Source organism: Pseudomonas sp. HUK17 (assembly GCF_001566765.1).
Map to the genome: position 1 here is coordinate 231,153 of NZ_LSMW01000015.1, position 18,559 is coordinate 249,711.

14 protein-coding genes and 2 tRNA genes are annotated in these 18,559 nt (G+C 65.0%); 5 read left to right on the top strand and 11 right to left on the bottom strand.

Going from position 1 to position 18,559, the window contains the following annotated elements:
- Nucleotides 1–56: 56 nt before the first annotated feature.
- The 4 genes from AX284_RS11405 to AX284_RS11420 all read right to left on the bottom strand — a co-directional run bounded on the left by AX284_RS11405 (nt 57) and on the right by AX284_RS11420 (nt 2,479).
- Nucleotides 57–1,235, bottom strand: a complete 1,179-nt coding sequence (locus tag AX284_RS11405; protein ID WP_068385526.1) for an EAL domain-containing protein — start codon at nt 1,233–1,235, stop codon at nt 57–59.
- Nucleotides 1,236–1,337: 102 nt separating this feature from the next.
- Entirely contained in the window at nt 1,338–1,679 is a 342-nt protein-coding gene (locus AX284_RS11410) for a hypothetical protein (protein ID WP_064306573.1), read from the bottom strand.
- Nucleotides 1,676–2,068 carry a phage holin family protein gene (locus tag AX284_RS11415; RefSeq protein ID WP_017639721.1) on the bottom strand — a complete coding sequence of 131 codons (393 nt, stop codon included), beginning with the start codon at nt 2,066–2,068 and terminating at the stop codon, nt 1,676–1,678. Before AX284_RS11415 ends, AX284_RS11410 begins: the two co-directional genes overlap by 4 nt.
- A gap of 15 nt (nt 2,069–2,083) precedes the next feature.
- Nucleotides 2,084–2,479, bottom strand: coding sequence for a DUF883 family protein (locus AX284_RS11420; protein ID WP_017639722.1), 396 nt, complete (start codon nt 2,477–2,479; stop codon nt 2,084–2,086).
- Between the two features lie 328 nt (nt 2,480–2,807).
- Here AX284_RS11420 and AX284_RS11425 point away from each other — a divergent pair, with 328 nt between their 5' ends.
- Nucleotides 2,808–3,095, top strand: coding sequence for a DUF3509 domain-containing protein (locus AX284_RS11425; protein ID WP_007159080.1), 288 nt, complete (start codon nt 2,808–2,810; stop codon nt 3,093–3,095).
- Between the two features lie 126 nt (nt 3,096–3,221).
- Here AX284_RS11425 and AX284_RS11430 read toward each other — a convergent pair whose 3' ends face one another.
- The 4 genes from AX284_RS11430 to AX284_RS11445 all read right to left on the bottom strand — a co-directional run bounded on the left by AX284_RS11430 (nt 3,222) and on the right by AX284_RS11445 (nt 8,960).
- Nucleotides 3,222–3,647, bottom strand: a complete 426-nt coding sequence (locus AX284_RS11430; protein ID WP_068385529.1) for a hypothetical protein — start codon at nt 3,645–3,647, stop codon at nt 3,222–3,224.
- A 19-nt stretch (nt 3,648–3,666) separates the two neighbouring features.
- Entirely contained in the window at nt 3,667–3,948 is a 282-nt protein-coding gene (locus tag AX284_RS11435) for a DUF3509 domain-containing protein (RefSeq protein ID WP_064306571.1), read from the bottom strand.
- A gap of 97 nt (nt 3,949–4,045) precedes the next feature.
- Nucleotides 4,046–4,924 carry a dTDP-4-dehydrorhamnose reductase gene (gene rfbD / locus AX284_RS11440; RefSeq protein ID WP_064306570.1) on the bottom strand — a complete coding sequence of 293 codons (879 nt, stop codon included), beginning with the start codon at nt 4,922–4,924 and terminating at the stop codon, nt 4,046–4,048.
- A gap of 565 nt (nt 4,925–5,489) precedes the next feature.
- On the bottom strand, nt 5,490–8,960 hold the full coding sequence (locus tag AX284_RS11445; RefSeq protein WP_064306569.1) for a hybrid sensor histidine kinase/response regulator: 3,471 nt from the start codon (nt 8,958–8,960) through the stop codon (nt 5,490–5,492).
- Between the two features lie 158 nt (nt 8,961–9,118).
- Between AX284_RS11445 and AX284_RS11450 the strand changes: the two genes are divergently transcribed.
- Both AX284_RS11450 and AX284_RS11455 read left to right on the top strand, forming a co-directional pair.
- Nucleotides 9,119–9,685 carry a GNAT family N-acetyltransferase gene (locus tag AX284_RS11450; protein WP_068385532.1) on the top strand — a complete coding sequence of 189 codons (567 nt, stop codon included), beginning with the start codon at nt 9,119–9,121 and terminating at the stop codon, nt 9,683–9,685.
- Between the two features lie 175 nt (nt 9,686–9,860).
- Entirely contained in the window at nt 9,861–12,377 is a 2,517-nt protein-coding gene (locus tag AX284_RS11455) for a putative bifunctional diguanylate cyclase/phosphodiesterase (protein ID WP_068385535.1), read from the top strand.
- Here the strand turns inward: AX284_RS11455 and AX284_RS11780 are convergent.
- Together AX284_RS11780 and rdgC are read right to left on the bottom strand one after the other, a co-directional pair.
- Entirely contained in the window at nt 12,267–13,208 is a 942-nt protein-coding gene (locus AX284_RS11780) for a bile acid:sodium symporter family protein (protein WP_082731548.1), read from the bottom strand. The genes AX284_RS11455 and AX284_RS11780 overlap by 111 nt on opposite strands.
- A 112-nt stretch (nt 13,209–13,320) precedes the next feature.
- Nucleotides 13,321–14,241, bottom strand: a complete 921-nt coding sequence (gene rdgC / locus AX284_RS11465) for a recombination-associated protein RdgC (RefSeq protein ID WP_007159072.1) — start codon at nt 14,239–14,241, stop codon at nt 13,321–13,323.
- A 211-nt stretch (nt 14,242–14,452) separates the two neighbouring features.
- On the opposite strand from rdgC, the gene AX284_RS11470 reads away from it, so the two are divergent.
- A tRNA-Val gene (locus AX284_RS11470) sits at nt 14,453–14,528 on the top strand.
- 13 nt (nt 14,529–14,541) lie between these two features.
- Nucleotides 14,542–14,618 (top strand) — tRNA-Asp (locus AX284_RS11475).
- Between the two features lie 857 nt (nt 14,619–15,475).
- Here AX284_RS11475 and ydiJ read toward each other — a convergent pair.
- Nucleotides 15,476–18,505, bottom strand: coding sequence for a D-2-hydroxyglutarate dehydrogenase YdiJ (gene ydiJ / locus AX284_RS11480; RefSeq protein ID WP_068385566.1), 3,030 nt, complete (start codon nt 18,503–18,505; stop codon nt 15,476–15,478).
- Nucleotides 18,506–18,559 lie beyond the last annotated feature (54 nt).

The following is an 18,559-nucleotide window of genomic DNA, read 5'->3' on the forward strand; positions in this document are numbered from 1 at the left end:
CGATTGCCGTTCGGCGCTTCTGCGTTCTGACCTCGGCAACATACGATCATCACCGCTTACTTGGCAAAGCCCGGCAATTGACTGGCATCCAGGTCGATCAGCAGCAGGCGCTGGCCGCTTTCCAGGAACTGGCTGGCGGTCAGGCAGTACTGGTTGGTGGTGGCATCGCGATAGACGGTCGAAAGCGCCAGGCGGCGCTCGTTCCAGCCTTCGGCCAGCAGGGCATAGAAGTAGGGGCGCCAGGACCAGTTGTGATTGAGGTAGCGGCGATTCTCGCGCCAGAACATGCCGTTCCACTCCAGATTCGGGGTGATCTGGGTGCCGGTGCGGTCGCACTGGTAGATGCGCAGCAGCCCGGGAAACGCCTGGGGATCGGGCAGGGCGCTCAGGGGACCGCCGTGTTCCGCCCAGGGTCTGAGCTGGGTGACGAATTCTGCTAACTGCTGGCGCAACTCCAGCAGCCGGGTCTGCTGGGCCAGCTTGCCGTCGACGAAGCGACTGCGCAGGCTGGCGAAGCGTTGCTGATGACTGTCGCTTGCGCCCAATTCGGCGGTGGCCTCGGCGAAGAGGAAGCCCTGGACGTAGCGAGCGCCGCACTCCAGGGCGAAGTCGAGTTCGGTCTCGGTCTCGACGCCCTCGGCGATCAGCCAGCAACCGGTCTTTTCGGCCATCTGTGCCAGCGCCTTGACCGCCTCGCCCCGGGTGCCACCCCGCGCGGCGGCCTGGAACAGGCACATGTCCAGCTTGAGGATATCCGGCTGCAGATCCAGCACCCGATCCAGTTGCGAATAGCCGGAACCGAAATCGTCGATGGCGATGCGGATGCCGCGTTCGCGATAGCGGGCGACGGTTTGGGTCAGGCTCGGCAGATCGCCGGCTGCTTCGGTGATCTCGTAGACGATCCGTGTCGGGTCGATACCGGAGCGCTCCAGCTGCGCCAGGCTCGGCAATTCGGCACCGCGTTCCAGTTGACTGATCCAGCGCGGCGAGAGGTTGAGGCTGAGAAACCAGTCATCCGGGGCGCTGGCGAAGCGCTGCAGGGCGTCTTCCCGCAGGGTGCGGTCCAGCTGCAGCAGATCCGGGGTCGGGGTATGGGGATCGGCAAACAACGGGCCGACAGAGGTGTAGGTGCCATCGGCCTGCCGCAGTCGGCCAAGTGCCTCGACGCCGGCAATGCGTCCAGTCGCCGTATCGATGAAGGGTTGGAAGAAGGCAGTGGGTTGACCTGGTAGCACGGTGGTTCCTTATCGTCTGACCGCAGTGGAATGCGTGGCGGGATAGCCAGCATGCGATAAGGATGCCACCCGTGAAAACGGCTCCCTGGGGAGCCGTTCGTTCTAACGAGGCGGTGGCAGCGGCTGGTCCGCCTGTTCGCGGTGCCGATTCTGCAGGCGATTGACGATGGGATAGAGCGCCAGACCGATACGGGCCAGGCGACCCACGGCGCCGAGGCGCTTGCCGAACAGCGACAGGAACACCGTGGCACCCAACATCAGGGGCTTCTTCGCTGAACTGGCCACCTTGTCCCGGTTGGGTCGTACCAGATCGCCGATAAGGCTGATGGGATTGTGCAGGGGCTGAGCGTTGTAGATCAGCTGCTGGCGATACATCTCCATGCGCAGCCTGACCAGTTCCTTGCGCTTGGCCTGGCTGGTGGCGGAGCTGAGCGGCTGGTTCATGGCAGTAGGCGCTCCCGGTTGCGATTGAGTTCTTCCAGGGTGGCGTGGAAAGGGGCGGCACCCTTGACCAGGCTCAGTGCCCGCAGGATGCAGATCACCAGCGCCACGGCATAGAAGGCGCACAGACCCAGGGTCGCGGTCATGCGGTAGGTATCCCAGAAGGCGATGATGATGGCCGCCGAAACACCCACCAGCACCAGCAGACCGAAGATCAGACTCAGGCCGGTAAAGAGGAACAGCTGGAAGGTACGGACCTTCTCTTCCTGGACCTCGATGCCCAGCAATTCCAGGTGGCTCTGCAGCAGGCCTACCACCGCGCCGGCGAGACGCTTGACCGATGGCTTGGGCGCCTCGTCAGGCAGCTCCCGTGGAGGAGAGGAGGTGTCCATGATGATCCCCCAGGCTTAGCGGCGCGAGGCCAGCAGGCCGATCAGGAAGCCAACGCCGGCAGCGATGCCAAGGGCCTTGAAGGGATTGTCGACCACGTATTCCTCGGTGGTCTCCTTGGCGGCGACGCCCTGGCGGTAGAGGTCATCCTGCTTGGTCTTGAGCACGTCGCGGGAGCGCTCCAGGCTGGAGCTCAACTTGGCGCGCAGTTCGTCCGCCTGCTCACCGGCCATGCTGGCGGTGTGCTTGAGCAGTTGCTCGGCGTCTGCCAGCAGGGTGTGGAATTCATCGGTCAACGCCTGCTCGGCCTCGCCCAGATGACGACGGACCCGGTCAGTGTTCTGCTTGTGTGCCTGCTCATGGATGTCAGCAGCAAGCTCGTCTTTGATCACGGGAGGGGTTTTGTCGTTCATGGCGCGCTCCTGATAGGCGATGGGTATCCGTTTCAGCCCTTTCGAGTGAGGGCTCCGACCAAAGGTTCCGCGGGCCAGAGCCGTCGTCAAGGGCGCTAGGCGGCTACAGGTCCAAGCACACAGCGGACGAATGGCCATACCTTACCCATTTCGCCCCTTTAAAAGTTCCCCGCTGATCGTCAATTAGAAGAGCTGGCTCACAAAACGGCGTACTACCGCCATTGGTCGTCTTATTCAAGTAGAGCGCTAGAACTTTGCTGTTTCTATCACTGTCAGTTGCGTCGTATTTGATCATCCATGCACTTCTAGACAAATAACAGGGGGAAGAATGGAAAACGCCATTGATAGACTGACCGCCGCTTTCAGTACTTATAAATGCTCGGTTACGGCACCTCGCCCCGATGGCAGTATCGTGCTGACGGTGCAGGATCAGCAGTGTGACGACGCTCGCGTGAACCGAGTGGTCAGTGCCCGGCAACTGGGCGAGAGCCAGCTGCTGAAGACGGTGATTGACGAGGTTCGCAAGGATGTTTCGCTGCGGGCCGGCGCCCTGGCGCCACAGTCCATGGCGGTGTTGCGTGCCACCGGCGCCAATATGCTGAGATATTCCGAGTAAAGATTCTGCATCAGAACGCTTCAGCGCGAGACTTGCAGTACGAATGCCTGGGTATTCGTTGGTCTCGAACGTTGAAGAGTTAAAGAGGGCAAACAAGCCCTGAGCGTTTTTCCCGCGACTTTTCTCTTAGCTCTTGCACTTCAACAGGCGGCATCCCGCACAGGGAAGTTGAGTGGCAGGTAGTTCGTACATAGGGCAGGCGACGTCCACTACACCCCAGGACGGAAAGCCCTGTCCAGCCTGCACGGCGGCCAGCCGCGCACTGGCGATCACACCATTGAGCAGATCCTCTTCTCGATACAGCGCCTGGCGCAAGGCCGGCGAGCGATAGAGGATGCGTCCGCATCTGTCCAACAGGGTGAAGGAAAATCGACCGGTACGGTCCGGCAGGGTCGGCCAGACCTTGAGCGGTGCCAGCTGTTGGTCGAGCCGCGCACAGGTCAGCTGGTACAGCGAAGTCTGGGCGGATTGCAGCGTCGGTACCGTCTCCACGCCATCCAGTAACGTCGTGGGATTCGCCGTCTGCACGGGACTGCTGATCAGGCCTTCCATGGTTTGCATAGATCCTTGCTCAGTTCGCGACGGTCAGACGGTTGACGGTACCGCTGCCGCCTGCCAGCAAGGCCGTAACGCCGTGACCTTCGTCGATGGCGATACCCAGCCGGATGCTGTCGATCAGCCGCGCGAGGCGAGTGTGGTCGTGCAGCTGCTGTTTGCTGATCAACCGCTTGACCTTGACGCCACTGTCGTCCGACAGCGTCAGACTGACGCTGCCGTCGAGGCGCTCGATGCGGAAATTGACCCGGAAGTCATGCTCGAAGGCTGCGGCGATGAGTTGGAAGGGGTTGTCCATGACGTACCTGACTGGCGTGAGCGGGGTCAGTGCCATTGACTTCAAGGGACAGGGGTAGTTCTGGGAGAGATCCCAGAAGTATGACCGGCGGCCCGTTTCAGCCGCCCACCTGAAGCTCGCGCTCGTTCCAGCACTGCTCGAAAGCCGCTTGCCAGTCGGGTAGCGGCTGGCCCAGCACCGCGGCCAGCTTTTCGGTGGACAGGCGGGAATTGATCGGGCGATGGGCCGGGGTGGGATAGGAGCTGCTGGGGATGGGATTGAGGCGTGCCTTCAACTGACCGGTCTCGCCCAGGCGCCGAGCGATCTGCTCGGCGAAACCGAACCAGGAAGTGGTGCCGTTGGCGGTCAGGTGATAGGTGCCCCAGAGATCACCCTTGTCGCTGTGGGCCAGCAGGCGGTCAGTGGCATCGGCGATGGTACGCGTCCAGGTGGGCGCGCCGATCTGGTCGTCGACGATGTTCAATTCGTCGCGCTCGCTGAGCAGCCGTACCATGGTGCGCAGGAAGTTGTTGCCCTGCCAGGAATAGACCCAGCTGGTGCGCAGGATGAGGTGACGCTCGGCGTGTTCGCGCACGGCATTCTCGCCGGCCAGCTTGGTCCGCCCATAGACATTGAGCGGGCAGGTCGGATCCTCTTCCCGATAGCGGCCGTCCTGGCTGCCATCGAAGACATAGTCGGTGGAGTAGTGGACCATCGGAATGCCGAGCTGTTGGGCCGCCCGGGCGAAGACCTGGGGTACCCGCTCGTTGATCAGGGTAGCGGTCTGGGCATCGTTCTCGGCAGCGTCCACGGCGGTATAGGCAGCGGCATTGATGATGACATCGGGCTTTGCGGCCAGGACGCGGTCATGAAGCGCGTCCAGCTGGGTGAAATCCACCTGGGCCCGGCCAACTACGGTGACCTGGGCCTTGGCGGCCAGCAGCACTTGCAGTGCCTGGGAAAGTTGTCCGTGTTGACCCGCGATGAAGACGTTCATGAGACTGAGCTATTCCAGAAGGCTGACGCGTCCATGCCTGTTTGACCGGTTGGGCGTCGCCGTGACAGCCCTGAGCGAAAAGGGGCAGTCTACCCGATGACCGGCAGAGGACAAGGCTAGCCTTTGGCCTGCCTGCCGCTCTGAGCGGTGGCTCTAGCCTGCGGGCTGCCCCTGGGCCTCGGGTACGAAGGAGCCTGAAAAAATTTGTTTCACGAATACTTGACAATTGTGCGACCGCTGACAGGTTTCCGTTGGTCATTTTTTCAGTGAGTTGTGCACAACCTGTGCTAGCGCTTGTCAAGCCCACTCGACGCCAGGGTTTTCCCAACCAAAAATCCTGCTTTTGAATTAAGTTGTTGATTACGTTGAACTTATCAAAGTGATTAAAAAATGATCAACTTGTTCGGGGCGCCCGCAGAGCAAGGCTCCGGGTTCTTTTCCACCATGTTTTCAACAAAGTTATCAACAGAAGCTGTGGATTGTTCCGTGGGATGAGGGCCGCATAACCTTAATCGACGCTGAACGAAAGACCTATCCAAGGCAGCGTTCAGCAGTGCTGTCCAGGTCAACCGGACAGGGCCAGCTGACGACTCAACAGGGCACGCAACGAGGCCGGCTTGACTGGTTTGGGCAGGAAATCCAGCCGCGCCTGGCGGACCTTGGCCAGGCATTCCGGGCGGCCATCGGCGCTGATGACGATGCCCGGGATATCCTGCTCCAGCCTCTGGCGGATCCATACGGCGACATCCGGACCGGTATCGGCGTCGCTCAGGTGGTAGTCGACGATGAGCAGGCGCGGCACCAGGCCCTGTTCCAGCAGGGCGGAGCATTCTTCGCGACTGCGCGCGGTCCAGACCTGGCAGCCCCAGCGACCCAGCAGGCTGCGCAGGCCCAGCAGGATGCTGTCTTCGTTGTCGATGCACAGCACCGGATCACCGGCCAGGGGCTGGGCCGCTTCGCTGGCGGTCGCGGCTTGGATGGCCAAGGCGGGCGCCAGGGGCACCTTGACGCTGAAGACGCTGCCGTGGCCCGGCCAGGAGCGTACCGAGAGTTCGTGGCCGAGCACCCGGCAGAGGCGGTCGGCGATCGCCAGACCAAGGCCCAGGCCCTTTTCCGCTCGGGTCTGGTGGCTGTCCAGTCGCTTGAATTCCTCGAAGATCAATTCGAGCTTGTCCGCCGGGATGCCAGGGCCGCTGTCCCAGACCTCCAGGCTCACGCTCTGGCCCTGACGACGCACCCCGAGCAATACCCGGCCATGGGCATATCTCAGGGCGTTGGTGAGGAAATTCTGCAGTACCCGACGCAGCAGCTTGCTGTCGCTGTTGACCACCAGCTGACTGCCGCGGATGCGCAGGCTGGTGCCCTGATCCTGCGCCAGGGCCTTGAATTCGACGCCCAGGGCGTCGAACAGAGTGGCCAGGGGGAAGGGCGCCGGCGTGGCCAGGATGCGCCCGTTCTCCAGGCGAGAGATGTCCAGCAGATCGGCGATCAGGTCTTCGCTGGATCTCAGGGCACTGTCCATGTTGCGCACTAGTTCCTGGGCCTCCTGGGCCAGGCCGTCCTGGTGGGCGAGGGCGGCGGTGAACAGGCGCGCGGCGCTCAGGGGTTGCATCAGGTCATGGCTGACCGCGGTGAGAAAACGACTCTTGGACTGATTGGCCGCTTCGGCATGAGCCTTGGCTTCCTCCAGGGCCTGGTTGAGTTGGGACAGTTCGCGGGTACGTTCCTCGACGCGCTGCTCCAGGCCCTCGTTGGCTTCGCGCAGGGCGCGCTCGGCCTCGCGGAAGGCGGTGATGTCGGTAAAGCTCATCACGAAGCCGCGCCCGGGCATGGGGCTGCCGATCAGCTCGATCACCCGGCCATTGGGAAAGGTGCGTTCCGAGGTGTGGGGGATGCCCTGGCGCATCCGTTCCACCCGGCGGGCCACGTGCTCGTCGGCATCGCCCGGTCCGCAGAGGCCGCGCAGGGCGTTGTAGCGGATGATCTCGGCGATGGGCCGGCCAACCTGGATCATGCCGTCGGGATAGTCGAACAGTTCCAGGTAGCGCTGATTCCAGGCCACCAGGCGTAGCGACTGGTCGACCACGCTGATGCCCTGGGAGATGTTCTCGATGGCGCCCTGCAAGAGCGCCCGGTTGAATTCCAGCACCTCCGAGGCTTCGTCGGCAATGCGCACCACGTCGTCGACCTGCATGTCGCGGCCTTCGATGGCGGCCTTGACCACCGCGCGCGCGGAGGAGGCGCCGATCACCCCGGCCAGCAGTCGCTCGGTCTGGGCGATCCATTCGCTGTTGGCGTTCATTCCGGGGTGATAGGTCAGGCCGCTCTGCTCGGCGAAGCGGCTGAAGCTCAGGCGGGCGCGCTCATCACCCACGAACCGGGCCGCGAGCAGGCGCAGGTCCTCCAGCTTGACCGCCAGCAGGGCGCGATTGCGCGGTCGGGGCAGGGCGTACTGGGCGATGAAGCGCCCGGCCTGCCAGTATTCCGAGACCCGGGTGCGCGAGAGCAGCGATACCAGGGCGAACAGCAGGAAGTTGCCGGCCAGGGACACCAGGGCGCCGACGGTGGTCGGCTGCAACGTCCGCTCACCCGTGGGCTGCTCGAACCAGGCCAGGCCTGGAAAGGCCCCTAGTGGCCATTGCAGGCTGGTGGCCACCACCGGCAGCACCATCAGATAACCCCAGAGCAGCGCCCCGGCGGTGAGCCCGGCAAAGACGCCGCGGCGATTGGCGGCCTTCCAGAACAGCGCCCCGACCATGGCCGGTCCAAGCTGGGCGATGGCGGCGAAGGCGATCTGTCCGATGGTGGCCAGGCTGGCATTGGAGCCCAGCAGGCGATAGCTGCAGTAGGCCAGGACCAGGATGACCACGATGCTGGCGCGGCGCACCGTGAGCATCCAGTGGCTGAACACCGCATGGGGACTCTCCACCTGGCCCCGGCGCTTGAGCAGCCAGGGCAGGACGATATCGTTGGAGATCATGGTGGAGAGCGCGACGCAGGCGACGATCACCATGCCGGTGGCCGCCGAGGCGCCGCCCAGAAAGGCCAGCAAGGCCAGCCAGGGCCGCTCCTGGGCCAGCGGCAGGCTGATGACGAAGGAGTCGGGCAGCACGCCGCCGGGCAGATGCAGCTGGCCGGCCAGGGCGATGGGGATGACGAACAGGGCGGCCAGCGCCAGGTAGAGCGGAAACACCCAGCGCGCCAGGTTGACGTCCCGGGTATCGGTGTTTTCCACCACCGTGACATGGAACTGGCGCGGCAGGCACATCACGGCGATGAAGGCCACGCCGGTCTGGATCAGCAGGCCCGGCCAGTCCAGCGTCTCGCGCCAGTATTCCTGCAGCTGCGGCGCCTGCTGGGAACGGGCGAGCAGGTCGCTGAAGCCATCGTGCAGGTCGTAGGTGACCCAGAGGCCGACGGCGAGAAAGGCGGCGAGCTTGACCAGGGATTCGAAGGCGATCGCTAGCATCATGCCGCGATGGTGCTCGGTGACATCCAGGTTGCGGGTGCCGAAGAGAATGGCGAACACCGCCAGCACCAGGGAAACGAACAGCGCCGTGTCCTGGGCACGAGTGCTCAGGGATTCGGCATTGATGCCGGTCAACAGGTTGACGCCGATGACGATGCCCTTGAGCTGCAGCGCCAGGTAGGGCAGGACGCCGACCAGGCAGATGAGCGCGACGACGATGGCCAGGGTCTGGGACTTGCCATAGCGGGAGGCGATGAAGTCGGCGATGGAGGTGATGTTTTCCTTCTTGCTGATCAGCACCATCTTCTTGACCAGTTGCGGCGCCAGCAGCAGGAAGAGAATGGGGCCCAGGTAGATGGGCAGGAACGACCAGAGCTGGTCAGCGGCCTGGCCGACCGCGCCGAAGAAGGTCCAGCTGGTGCAGTAGACGGCCAGCGACAGGCTGTAGACCCAGGCCCGCAGGCGCGGCCTGAGCGGTGGGCGGCGATCGCCATAGAAGGCGATGGCGAACAGCAGGGCTAGGTAGCCGAGGGTAACGGTGATGATCAGCCCGCTGGGCAGGGACATGGCGACTCCAGACATTCCAGGCGCCCATCGCGCCCGGACAAAGTGTCGCACCTTGGGGTGCCAGACGTCAGTTCTGGCGCGCGATGGGATGACGGTGGGTTGAGCCAGACGGCCGGCCCTGTTAGGTTGGCGGGCTGATTCAAGCGAGAGAGACCGTCATGTTCCAAGCGCAGCCCATTTCCCTGCAACGTGGTGCGCTGCGCCTGGACCCCCTGGCGGAGGGCGACGTGCTGGAGCTGGTCAGCCTGGCCGAGCGCAATCGCGAGGCGCTGCACTACCTGAGCGGCCCCCTGCGGCCGGATTGGTATCGTCAGGCGCTGGCCGAGGGGCGCGAGGGGCGCGCCTTGCCCTTCGCCGTGCGGATCGCCGACCGGCTGGTGGGCACTACCCGCTTCGCCGACTTCCTGCCGGCGCTGCCCGCCGCCGAGATCGGCTGGACCTGGCTCGCCAGCGAGCAGCATGGCAGTGGTCTCAACGGCAACATCAAGTACCTGATGCTACGCCATGCCTTCGAGCACTGGCAGCTGGTGCGCGTGCAGCTCAAGACCGCGGCGACCAACCTCAGGTCCCAGGCCGCCATCGAGAAGCTGGGCGCGGTCCGTGAAGGCCTGCTGCGTCATCATCGGCGGCTGGCCGACGGTCGTCTGGACGACACCGTGATGTACAGCATCACCGACCGCGAATGGCCCGAGGTGAAGGCGCGGCTGGAAGCGTCCTTCAATTAGGCACAGGGCCTGGGCTACCGCTCGTCGGCAGTGCCAGGACCGCGAGGGGTCTATGTCGCTTGTTTGGCGTCAGTAATCCAGCGCGAAGTCCTTCCAGAGCAACAGTTTTCCGCGAAACGGCCGACATGCCTGCTCAATGGCAAGAATTCGCCCGTCTCCTTTTGCGGATCGCTGTATGTTTTCACTGTCGCCTTCCTCTGCGCTGCGCACCCTGCGGATCGTCTGGCCCTTCGTCATCATCCTGTCCTGCCAGGCGCTGGTCGCCATCGTCAGCCTGCAACTGCTGTCGACGGTGCGTGCCTATGTCTCGGCCGAAAGCCTGTGGAGCAAGAGCCTCGGCAACGCCATGCTGGCGCTGGGTGCCTACCTCGACGAAGGGCAGGCCGAGGCCTACCACGACTACCTGGCCTCCATCAGCGTCAATGACCTCGACCGTGCGGCGCGCGAGGCGCTCGACAGCGGCGGCCCGCCTGCCGAGGCGGCGCGGTTACTGCGCCTGGCTGGCAATCACCCTGACGATATCGACGGCCTCATCGCACTCTTTCAGATGGCTCGCCATGTGGAGCCCTTCGAAGGGGTGATCGCCCGTTGGCAGGTCACCGATCCCTACATGGACGAATTCCAGGCCCTGGCACGTACCGGCTTCGAGTTGATCAAGCTGCATGGACCGGGGCCGGCGCTGATTCCGCTGAAACGCCAGCTGCTGGATCTGCACGACCGGATGATGCCGGAAACGGTGGCCTTCTCGGAGCGTCTGGGGGTGGCGTCACGCCAGCTGGTCGCGGCGCTGTTCATCGCCAATGTCCTGGTCGGCGCCTTGCTGGTGCTGCTGGCGCTCTGGCGCATGCACAGCCTGGTGCAGCAGCGCTGGCGCTCCGAGCAGGCGCTGCAGGCCGAAAAGGAACACATCCAGGTCATCCTGGCCTCCCTTGGCGATGCGGTGCTGGCCCTCAATGACCAGGGGCGGCTGCTCTATCACAATCCGGCAGCCGAACGCCTGCTGGCGCGGCGGGAGCTGGTCGCAGGCACGCCCGTCACCCACCTGTTCGATATCCAGACCGAAGACCAGCCGGCCTCGACCCTGCCCTTGGCCGAGCGGCTGCGCAGTCCGGACTGGTTGGCGGGCAACGAACCCCTGGCGCATCAGCTGGTGCGCGTCGATGGCACCCGGGTGCCGGTGGCGCTCACGGTGACCGCGCTGCCACGGGGCGAATCGGGGACCGGCGTGGTGCTGGTGATGCATGACCAGACCCGCGAGCGGGCCTTTCTGCATGACCTGGCCTGGCAGGCCAGTCACGATGCCCTCACGGGATTGGTCAATCGCCGTGAATTCGAGACCCGGCTGGAACGCCTGCTGGCCCGGCAGGACCTGGCGCGAGCCTCCTTGATGTTCATCGATCTGGATCAGTTCAAGATCGTCAACGACACCTCCGGGCATTTCCATGGCGATCGCCTGCTGCGCCAGCTGTGCGAATTGCTCGGGCAGCAGCTGAGGGAAGAAGACTGCCTGGCGCGCCTGGGCGGTGATGAATTCGGCGTCTTGCTGGAGAACCGTGCGCCGGCTGAAGCCGAGGCCGTGGCGGAGCGTCTGCGCTGCTGCGTGGGCGCGCTGCAGTTCGAGGCGGCCGGGCAGGGCTTTCGCGTTGGCCTGAGCATCGGCGTGGTGCATCTGGGTGGTCAGGCTCTTGCACCGGAGGAAGCCCTGCGCCTGGCGGACCTGGCCTGTTACGCGGCCAAGGACAAGGGCCGCAATCGCATCCAGGTCTTTGCGCCGGGTGATGTGGAGCTGGACCAGCGCCATGGCGAGATGGCCTGGGTGCAGCGATTGCACCGGGCGCTGGCCGAGGACAGATTCCGCCTGTACGTCCAGCCGATCCTCGGGCTGGGTGGCGAGACGGCCACGGATCGCCATGTGGAGGTGCTGCTGCGGCTGGAGGAGGGCGACCGCTTGATCGCACCCGGTGCCTTCATTCCGGCGGCGGAGCGCTATGGGCTGATGCCGGACCTGGATCGCTGGGTGATCGCTGCGGCGCTGGCCCGTTTCGCCGAGTTGCCCAGCGGACTGCTCGATACCCTGGCCATCAACCTGTCCGGGCACTCCCTGGGCGAAGCGGGATTGGCGGATTTCGTCAGGGAGCAGCTGCACCGCTGGCAGATCGCGCCGACGCGGATCTGCTTCGAGATCACCGAGACCAGCGCCGTGGCCAACCTGGATGCGGCACGCCAGTTCATGGACGAGTTACGCGGCCTGGGGGTGCGATTCTCCCTGGACGACTTCGGTGCCGGGATGTCGTCCTTCACCTATCTCAAGCATCTGCCGGTGGACTACCTGAAGATCGATGGCAGCTTCGTTCGCCATCTGCTGGAGGATGCGGTGGACAGCGCCATGGTCGAGGCGATCAATCGGCTGGGGCATCTCACTGGAAAGAAGACCATCGCCGAGTTCGCCGAGAACGCCGCGGTGATCGCGGCCCTCGGCGCCCTGGGCGTCGACTATGCCCAGGGCTATGGCATCGCCCGGCCGCAGCCCTTCACCGAGGACACCTGCCAGGCGCTGGTCCGGCAGGTGTGGCACGAGCCCTCAGGGGCGGGCGTCGTCGTCCTTGAAGCGGCGGAAAAGGGTGGCCAGGAGCGCCCCGGAGATGTTGTGCCAGACGCTGAACAGGGCGCTGGGCACCGCTGCCAGCGGTGAGAAATGCGCGGTGGCCAGGGCGGCGCCGAGGCCGGAATTCTGCATGCCCACTTCCAGCGCCAGCGACTTGCGCTGGGCCACTGGCAGCTTGCAGCACTTGCCGGTGAGATAGCCGAGCAGGAAGCCGAAGCCGTTGTGCAGGATCACCACCGCCATGATCAGGAGGCCGGATTCGGCGATGCGCGCCTGACTGGCGGCCACCACGGCGGCGACGATCACCACGATGCTGATCACCGAGGCCAGCGGCAGCACCTCGACCAGGGCGCCGACACGATGACCGAGCAGGCGCTGGGCGACCAGGCCCAGGGCGATGGGCAGCAGCACCACCTGCAGGATCGACCAGAACAGGCCGCCAAAGGAGATCGGCAGCCAGGTGGAGGCCAGCAGCCAGATCAGCGCCGGGGTCAGCAGGGGGGCGAGCAGGGTGGTCACGGCAGCGATGGCCACCGACAGCGCCAGGTCGCCCTTGGCCAGCCAGGTCATCACGTTGGACGCCGTGCCGCTGGGGCAGCAGCCAACCAGGATGACGCCCACGGCGATCTCCGGCGGCAGGTGGAACAGCTGGCAGAGCGCCCAGGCCACGCCCGGCATGATGACGAAGTGGGCCACCACACCCAGCAGCACCCGCCAAGGGTGGCGACCGACGGCGGCGAAGTCCTCGACCTTGAGGGTCAGGCCCATGCCGAACATGATCACCCCCAGCAGCGGCACGATTGCCACGCCCAGTGGCTTGAACACCTCAGGGGCGAAGAACGCCAGCAGGACGGCGAGCAGTACCCAGAAGGCGAAGGTATTGCCGACGAAGCGGCTGAAGGCGGCGAGCGCGCGCATGGGTTGAACTCCTGTCGAAAAGGCAGAAAAAAGGCCGGTCTCTGCCGGCCTTGGGGGCTGTCCACGTGATCGGATGAGCCTTGTGACTCAAGCGATCACGCGCAGGTCGTCATTACAGTCCCTGGGGCAGCTCTTCGCCACCCAGGGCTTCGATCAGCTGTGGCAGGAATTCCGCCAGGGTCATCATCATCAGCACGAAGCTGGCGTCCTGCTGGCCGAGGGCGTCTTCGCCACCGTCCTGTTCGGCCTGGTCCTGCAGGAGGTCCTCGAACTTCAGGCGCTTGATGGTGACCTTGTCGTCCAGCAGCAGGGCCAGCTTGTCCTGCCAGGCCAGGGCCAGCTTGGTGACCAGCTTGCCGGCGCCCAGGTGGTTCTGGATCTCTTCGCTGGTCAGGTCCTGACCCTTGCAGCGCACCACGCCGCCATCTTCGCCCGCATCGCGCAACTCGCACTCGTCGAGGATGTAGAGGCCATGGGTGGCGTCACCAGCCTTGACCCAGTCGGTGAACGTGGCCATCGGCGCCTGCTTGACGCCCAGCGGCCGTACCGGCAGCGAGCCCAGGGCATCGCGCAGGGTGGAGAGCAGGTCCTCGGCGCGCTTGGCGCTGGAGGCGTCGACCAGGATCCAGCCCTGCTTGGGATCGATGGCGGCATAGGTGGTCTGGCGACGGATGAAGGCGCGGGGCAGGAAGGCCTGGACGATCTCGTCCTTGATCTGCTCCTTCTCCTTCTTGTAGACCTTGCGCATCTGCTGGTTTTCGATCTCGTCGACCTTTTCCTGCACGGCTTCCTTGACCACGCTGCTGGGCAGGATGCGTTCTTCCTTGCGCGCGGCGATCAGGAAGAAGCCCTGGCTTTCGTGCACCAGCGGCAGGTCCGGGCCCTTGCCGAAGGGCGCGACGAATCCATAGGTGGACAGCTCCTGGCTGGCACAGGGGCGGGCGGGCTTGGCGGCGAGGGCGGCTTCGAGGGCTTCGGTCTCGAAGGCGACTTCCTGGGTGAGACGGTAGACGAGCAGATTACGGAACCACATGGTGTCACTCCCAAAAACGAAGCGCGCATTATCCGCGTCGCCCGCCCCGGAGGCCAACCCCGGATCGCGGTGGTCGTCGGGAATGCGCGCTTTCTCCAGTTGCCTGGAAGGGCAGCGCTAAGCCTTTGGAAGTGCTGGAAAATTTTTTTTCAAAAAGGGGTTGCCAGGTCGTAAGCCCCTCCGTAGAATGCGCCCCACTTCGAGAGCAAACGGGTGATTAGCTCAGCTGGGAGAGCATCTGCCTTACAAGCAGAGGGTCGGCGGTTCGATCCCGTCATCACCCACCACTCGAGGTAATGCGCAGCGGTAGTTCAGTCGGTTAGAATACCGGCCTGTCACGCCGGGGGTCGCGGGTTCGAGTCCCGTCCGCTGCGCCATTTAAAGGTTGTCTGGTCCTGAACGCCAGCAGCCATCGAAGAGCGGCCCTAGTGGCCGCTTTTTCGTTTGGGCGCGATTTTTTCTGGTCGTGTCCTCTGGTGTCTTCCTTCCTTTCCTAGCGCTCCGGTCGAGCGATCTGCCAGCAGGCGGGTCGAGCGTGTGTGTAGATGCGTGTAAAACGCCGTGCGGTTTTCCACCCTGCGGCTGTTGTTGGGCTTCGACGATGGAGCTGTCTCAGCCCAACCTACGGCAGGAGTGCGTCCTTGTAGGTTGGGTTGAGCACAGCGAAGCCCAACACTGCCCCGGGCCGAGCTTCGGCTGTTGGGCTTCGACGATGGAGCTGTCTCAGCCCAACCTATGGCAGGAGTGCGTCCTTGTAGGTTGGGCTGAGCGCAGCGAAGCCCAACACTGCCCAGGGCTGAACTCCGGCTGTTGGGCTTCGACGATGGAGCTGTCTCAGCCCAACCTACGACAGGGAGCGTCCTTGTAGGTTGGGCTGAGCGCAGCGAAGCCCAGCACTGCCCAGGGCTGAACTCCGGCTGTTGGGCTTCGACGATGGAGCCGTCTCAGCCCAACCTACGGCAGGAGTGCGTCCTTGTAGGTTGGGCTGAGCGCAGCGAAGCCCAACATTGCCCAAGGTCGGGCGCCGGCTGTTGGGCTTCGACGATGAAGCTGTCTCAGCCCAACCTACGGCAGGAGTGCGTCCTTGTAGGTTGGGCTGAGCGCAGCGAAGCCCAACACTGCCCCGGGCCGAGCTTCGGTTGTTGGGCTTCGACGATGGGGCTGTCTCAACCCAACCTACGACAGGGGGCGTCCTTGTAGGTTGGGTTGAGCGCAGCGAAGCCCAACAAGGTGGTCAGCCCCTTACCGCATCCAGTACCGCTTCCAACGGATGACGCAGGCGGCGGTCGTCGAGGCGCTTGACCTGGCTGCGGCAGGAGTAGCCGGTGGCCAGGGCTTCGCCCTGTTCCGCCGGTACCGCCAGGGCGCGGGCCCAGGACTGGTCGTAGATCACCTTGGAGGTCGCGAGATTCCGCGCCTCGTGGCCGTAGGTGCCGGACATGCCGCAGCAGCCGGTGCTTTCCGGCTTGAGGCCCAGACCCAGGCGTTCGAACACCTGCTGCCACTGGCTGACGCTCGCCGGGGCATTGGTCTTTTCGGTGCAGTGGCCGAGCAGGCGATAGACCTTGTCGCCGACCACCTGCTTCTCTTCCGGCAGCACCTGCAGCAGCCATTCCTGGGGCAGCAGCACCTCGGGCATCCGGGCGATGCCGGGGACCTTGGGGTATTCCTGGCGATAGACCAGGGTCATGGCTGGATCCAGGCCCACCAGCCTGACGCCGAAGCCAGCCAGGCTGGCGAGTCCTGCCGCGTTGCGTCGCGCCGTGCGCTCGAAGGCGCCGAGGAAGCCCTGCACCTGCAGCGGCTTGCCGTTGGCGCGATAGGGCGCGAGGAACACTCGCTGGCCGAGCCGCGCGGCCAGTTCGAGAAAGGCCGCGGTGAGCGGCGTCTCGAAGTAGCGGGTGAAGGCGTCCTGCACCAGCACGATGGTCCTGGCGCGTTCTTCCTCGCTCAGGGCCAGCAGCCGCTCGGGGGTGGCGATCTGTACCTGCCATCGATGCATGACCGGCACCAGGTCGAAACGGCTGAGCAGGGGGCTGTCGACCATGCCGATGCGCTCGGCGAACAGCCGCTGGGTGGGTGTGGCGCCCATGACGGCGTTGTAGAGACCGGGGGCGCGGGCGAACGCCGGCAGGCTGAATTCCAGGGAGCCGATCAGGTAGTCGCGGACGGGGCGCAGATAGCGACGGTGATAGAGCTCGAGAAAGCGCGAGCGGAATTCCGGGACGTTGACCTTGATCGGGCATTGGCCTGCGCAGGACTTGCACGCCAGGCAGCCGGCCATGGCGTCATAGACCTCGTGGGAGAAATCCGCCTCGGCCTGGCGGCCATTGCGCCAGCGCTGGGGCAGGGCCTTGAGCCAGTTCAACGCACCGCGCGGCGCCGGGGCCAGGACATCGATGCCGGCCTGGCCCTGCAGGCGCAGCCATTCGCGGATCAGGGCGGCGCGGCCCTTGGGCGAATGGATGCGCTGGCGGGTGGCCTTCCAGGACGGGCACATGGCGTCGTCAGGATCATAGTTGTAGCAGGCGCCGTTGCCGTTGCAGTGCATGGCGGTGCCGTAGCTCTGCCAGACGCGCTCGTCGAGGGTGCGGTCCAGTTCGCCGCGGAGGGTCACGCCATCGACCTTGAGCAGCTCGGCGCCGCTGGCGAGGGGCGTGGCGATCTTGCCCGGATTGAGCTGGTTGTGCGGATCGAAGGCACCCTTGAGCGCCTGCAGCGCGGGATAGAGGTCGCCAAAAAACGCTGGCGCATATTCCGAGCGCACGCCCTTGCCGTGTTCGCCCCAGAGCAGTCCGCCGTATTTCTGCGTCAGTGCGGCCACCTGGTCGGAGATCGGCCGCACCAGCGCCGCCTGGCGCGGGTCTTTGAGATCCAGCGCCGGGCGCACGTGCAGCACCCCGGCGTCGACGTGGCCGAACATGCCGTATTGCAGGTTGTGGCCGTCGAGCAGGGCGCGGAATTCGGCGATGAAGTCGGCCAGGCGCTCCGGCGGCACCGCGGTGTCTTCGACGAAGGGCTGCGGACGAATCTCGCCCTGGACATTGCCCAGGAGCCCCACGGCGCGCTTGCGCATGGTGTAGACGCGGGTCACGGCATTGCGGCCGATGGCCAGGGTGTGGCCCAGGCGCTCGACGGTGACGTCCTGGCGCAGGTGGCCGAGGAAGCCCTGGACGCGGGCATCCACTTCCTCGGGATCGTCGCCGCTGAATTCCACCAGGTTGATGCCCAGGGTGGGGCGCTCCACATCCTCGGGGAAATACTCCGCCACGCTGTGCCAGACGATGTCCTGCATGGCCAGCAAGAGCACCTTGGAATCCACCGTCTCGATGGACAACGGCTTGAGTTCGATCAGGGCGCGGGCGTCGCGCAGGGCGTCCATGAAGCTGGCGTAGCGGACGTTGACCAGCACCGAGTACTTGGGAATCGGCAGGACGTTGAGCTTGGCCTCGGCGATGAAGGCCAGCGAGCCTTCGGCGCCGCAGAGCACGCTGTTGAGGTTGAAGCGGCCGTCCGGCTCGACCAGGTGCGCCAGGTCATAGCCGGTCAGGCAGCGATTGAGCTTGGGAAAGCGTGCCTCGATCAGTTCGGCCTGCTGCTCGGCGATGTCCCGCGCGCAACGGTAGACGGCTCCGGTGCGATCGTCGCGGGCACAGAGGGCGTCCAATTCGGCGCTGTCCACCGGGCGACTTTCCAGGCGTTCGCCGCCGATCAGGTAGGCGTCCAGTTCCAGCACGTGGTTGCGGGTCTTGCCGTAGGTCACGCTGCCCTGGCCACTGGCGTCGGTGTTGATCATGCCGCCGATGGTGGCGCGGTTGGAGGTGGACAACTCCGGGGCGAAGAACAGCCCGTGGGGCCTGAGCGCCGCGTTGAGCTGGTCCTTGACCACCCCGGCCTGTACCCGTACCCAGCCCTCTGCGGCGTTGATCTCCAGGATCCGGTTCAGGTGGCGGGAAAGGTCGACCACGATACCGTCGGTGAGCGACTGGCCATTGGTGCCGGTGCCGCCGCCGCGCGGGGTGAGGACCACGCCCTGGAAGCGCGACTCGCCCATCAGTTGGGCCAAGCGCTGGACGTCGGCGCTGTCCTTGGGAAAGACCGCGGCCTGGGGCAGGCGCTGGTAGATGGAGTTGTCGGTGGCCATGACCGTACGGCTGGCATGGTCCGGTGCGATCTCACCCTGGAAGCCGCTGGCGGCGAGGGCGCTGAGGAAGTCGGTGTAGGCGGCGGCGAGGGGCGCCGGGGCCGGCAGGCGGGCGATCATGTTCATCAGGCGGGCTCTCTAGCGGCGGATGGCCGTTTCCTTCAGCGAACGAAG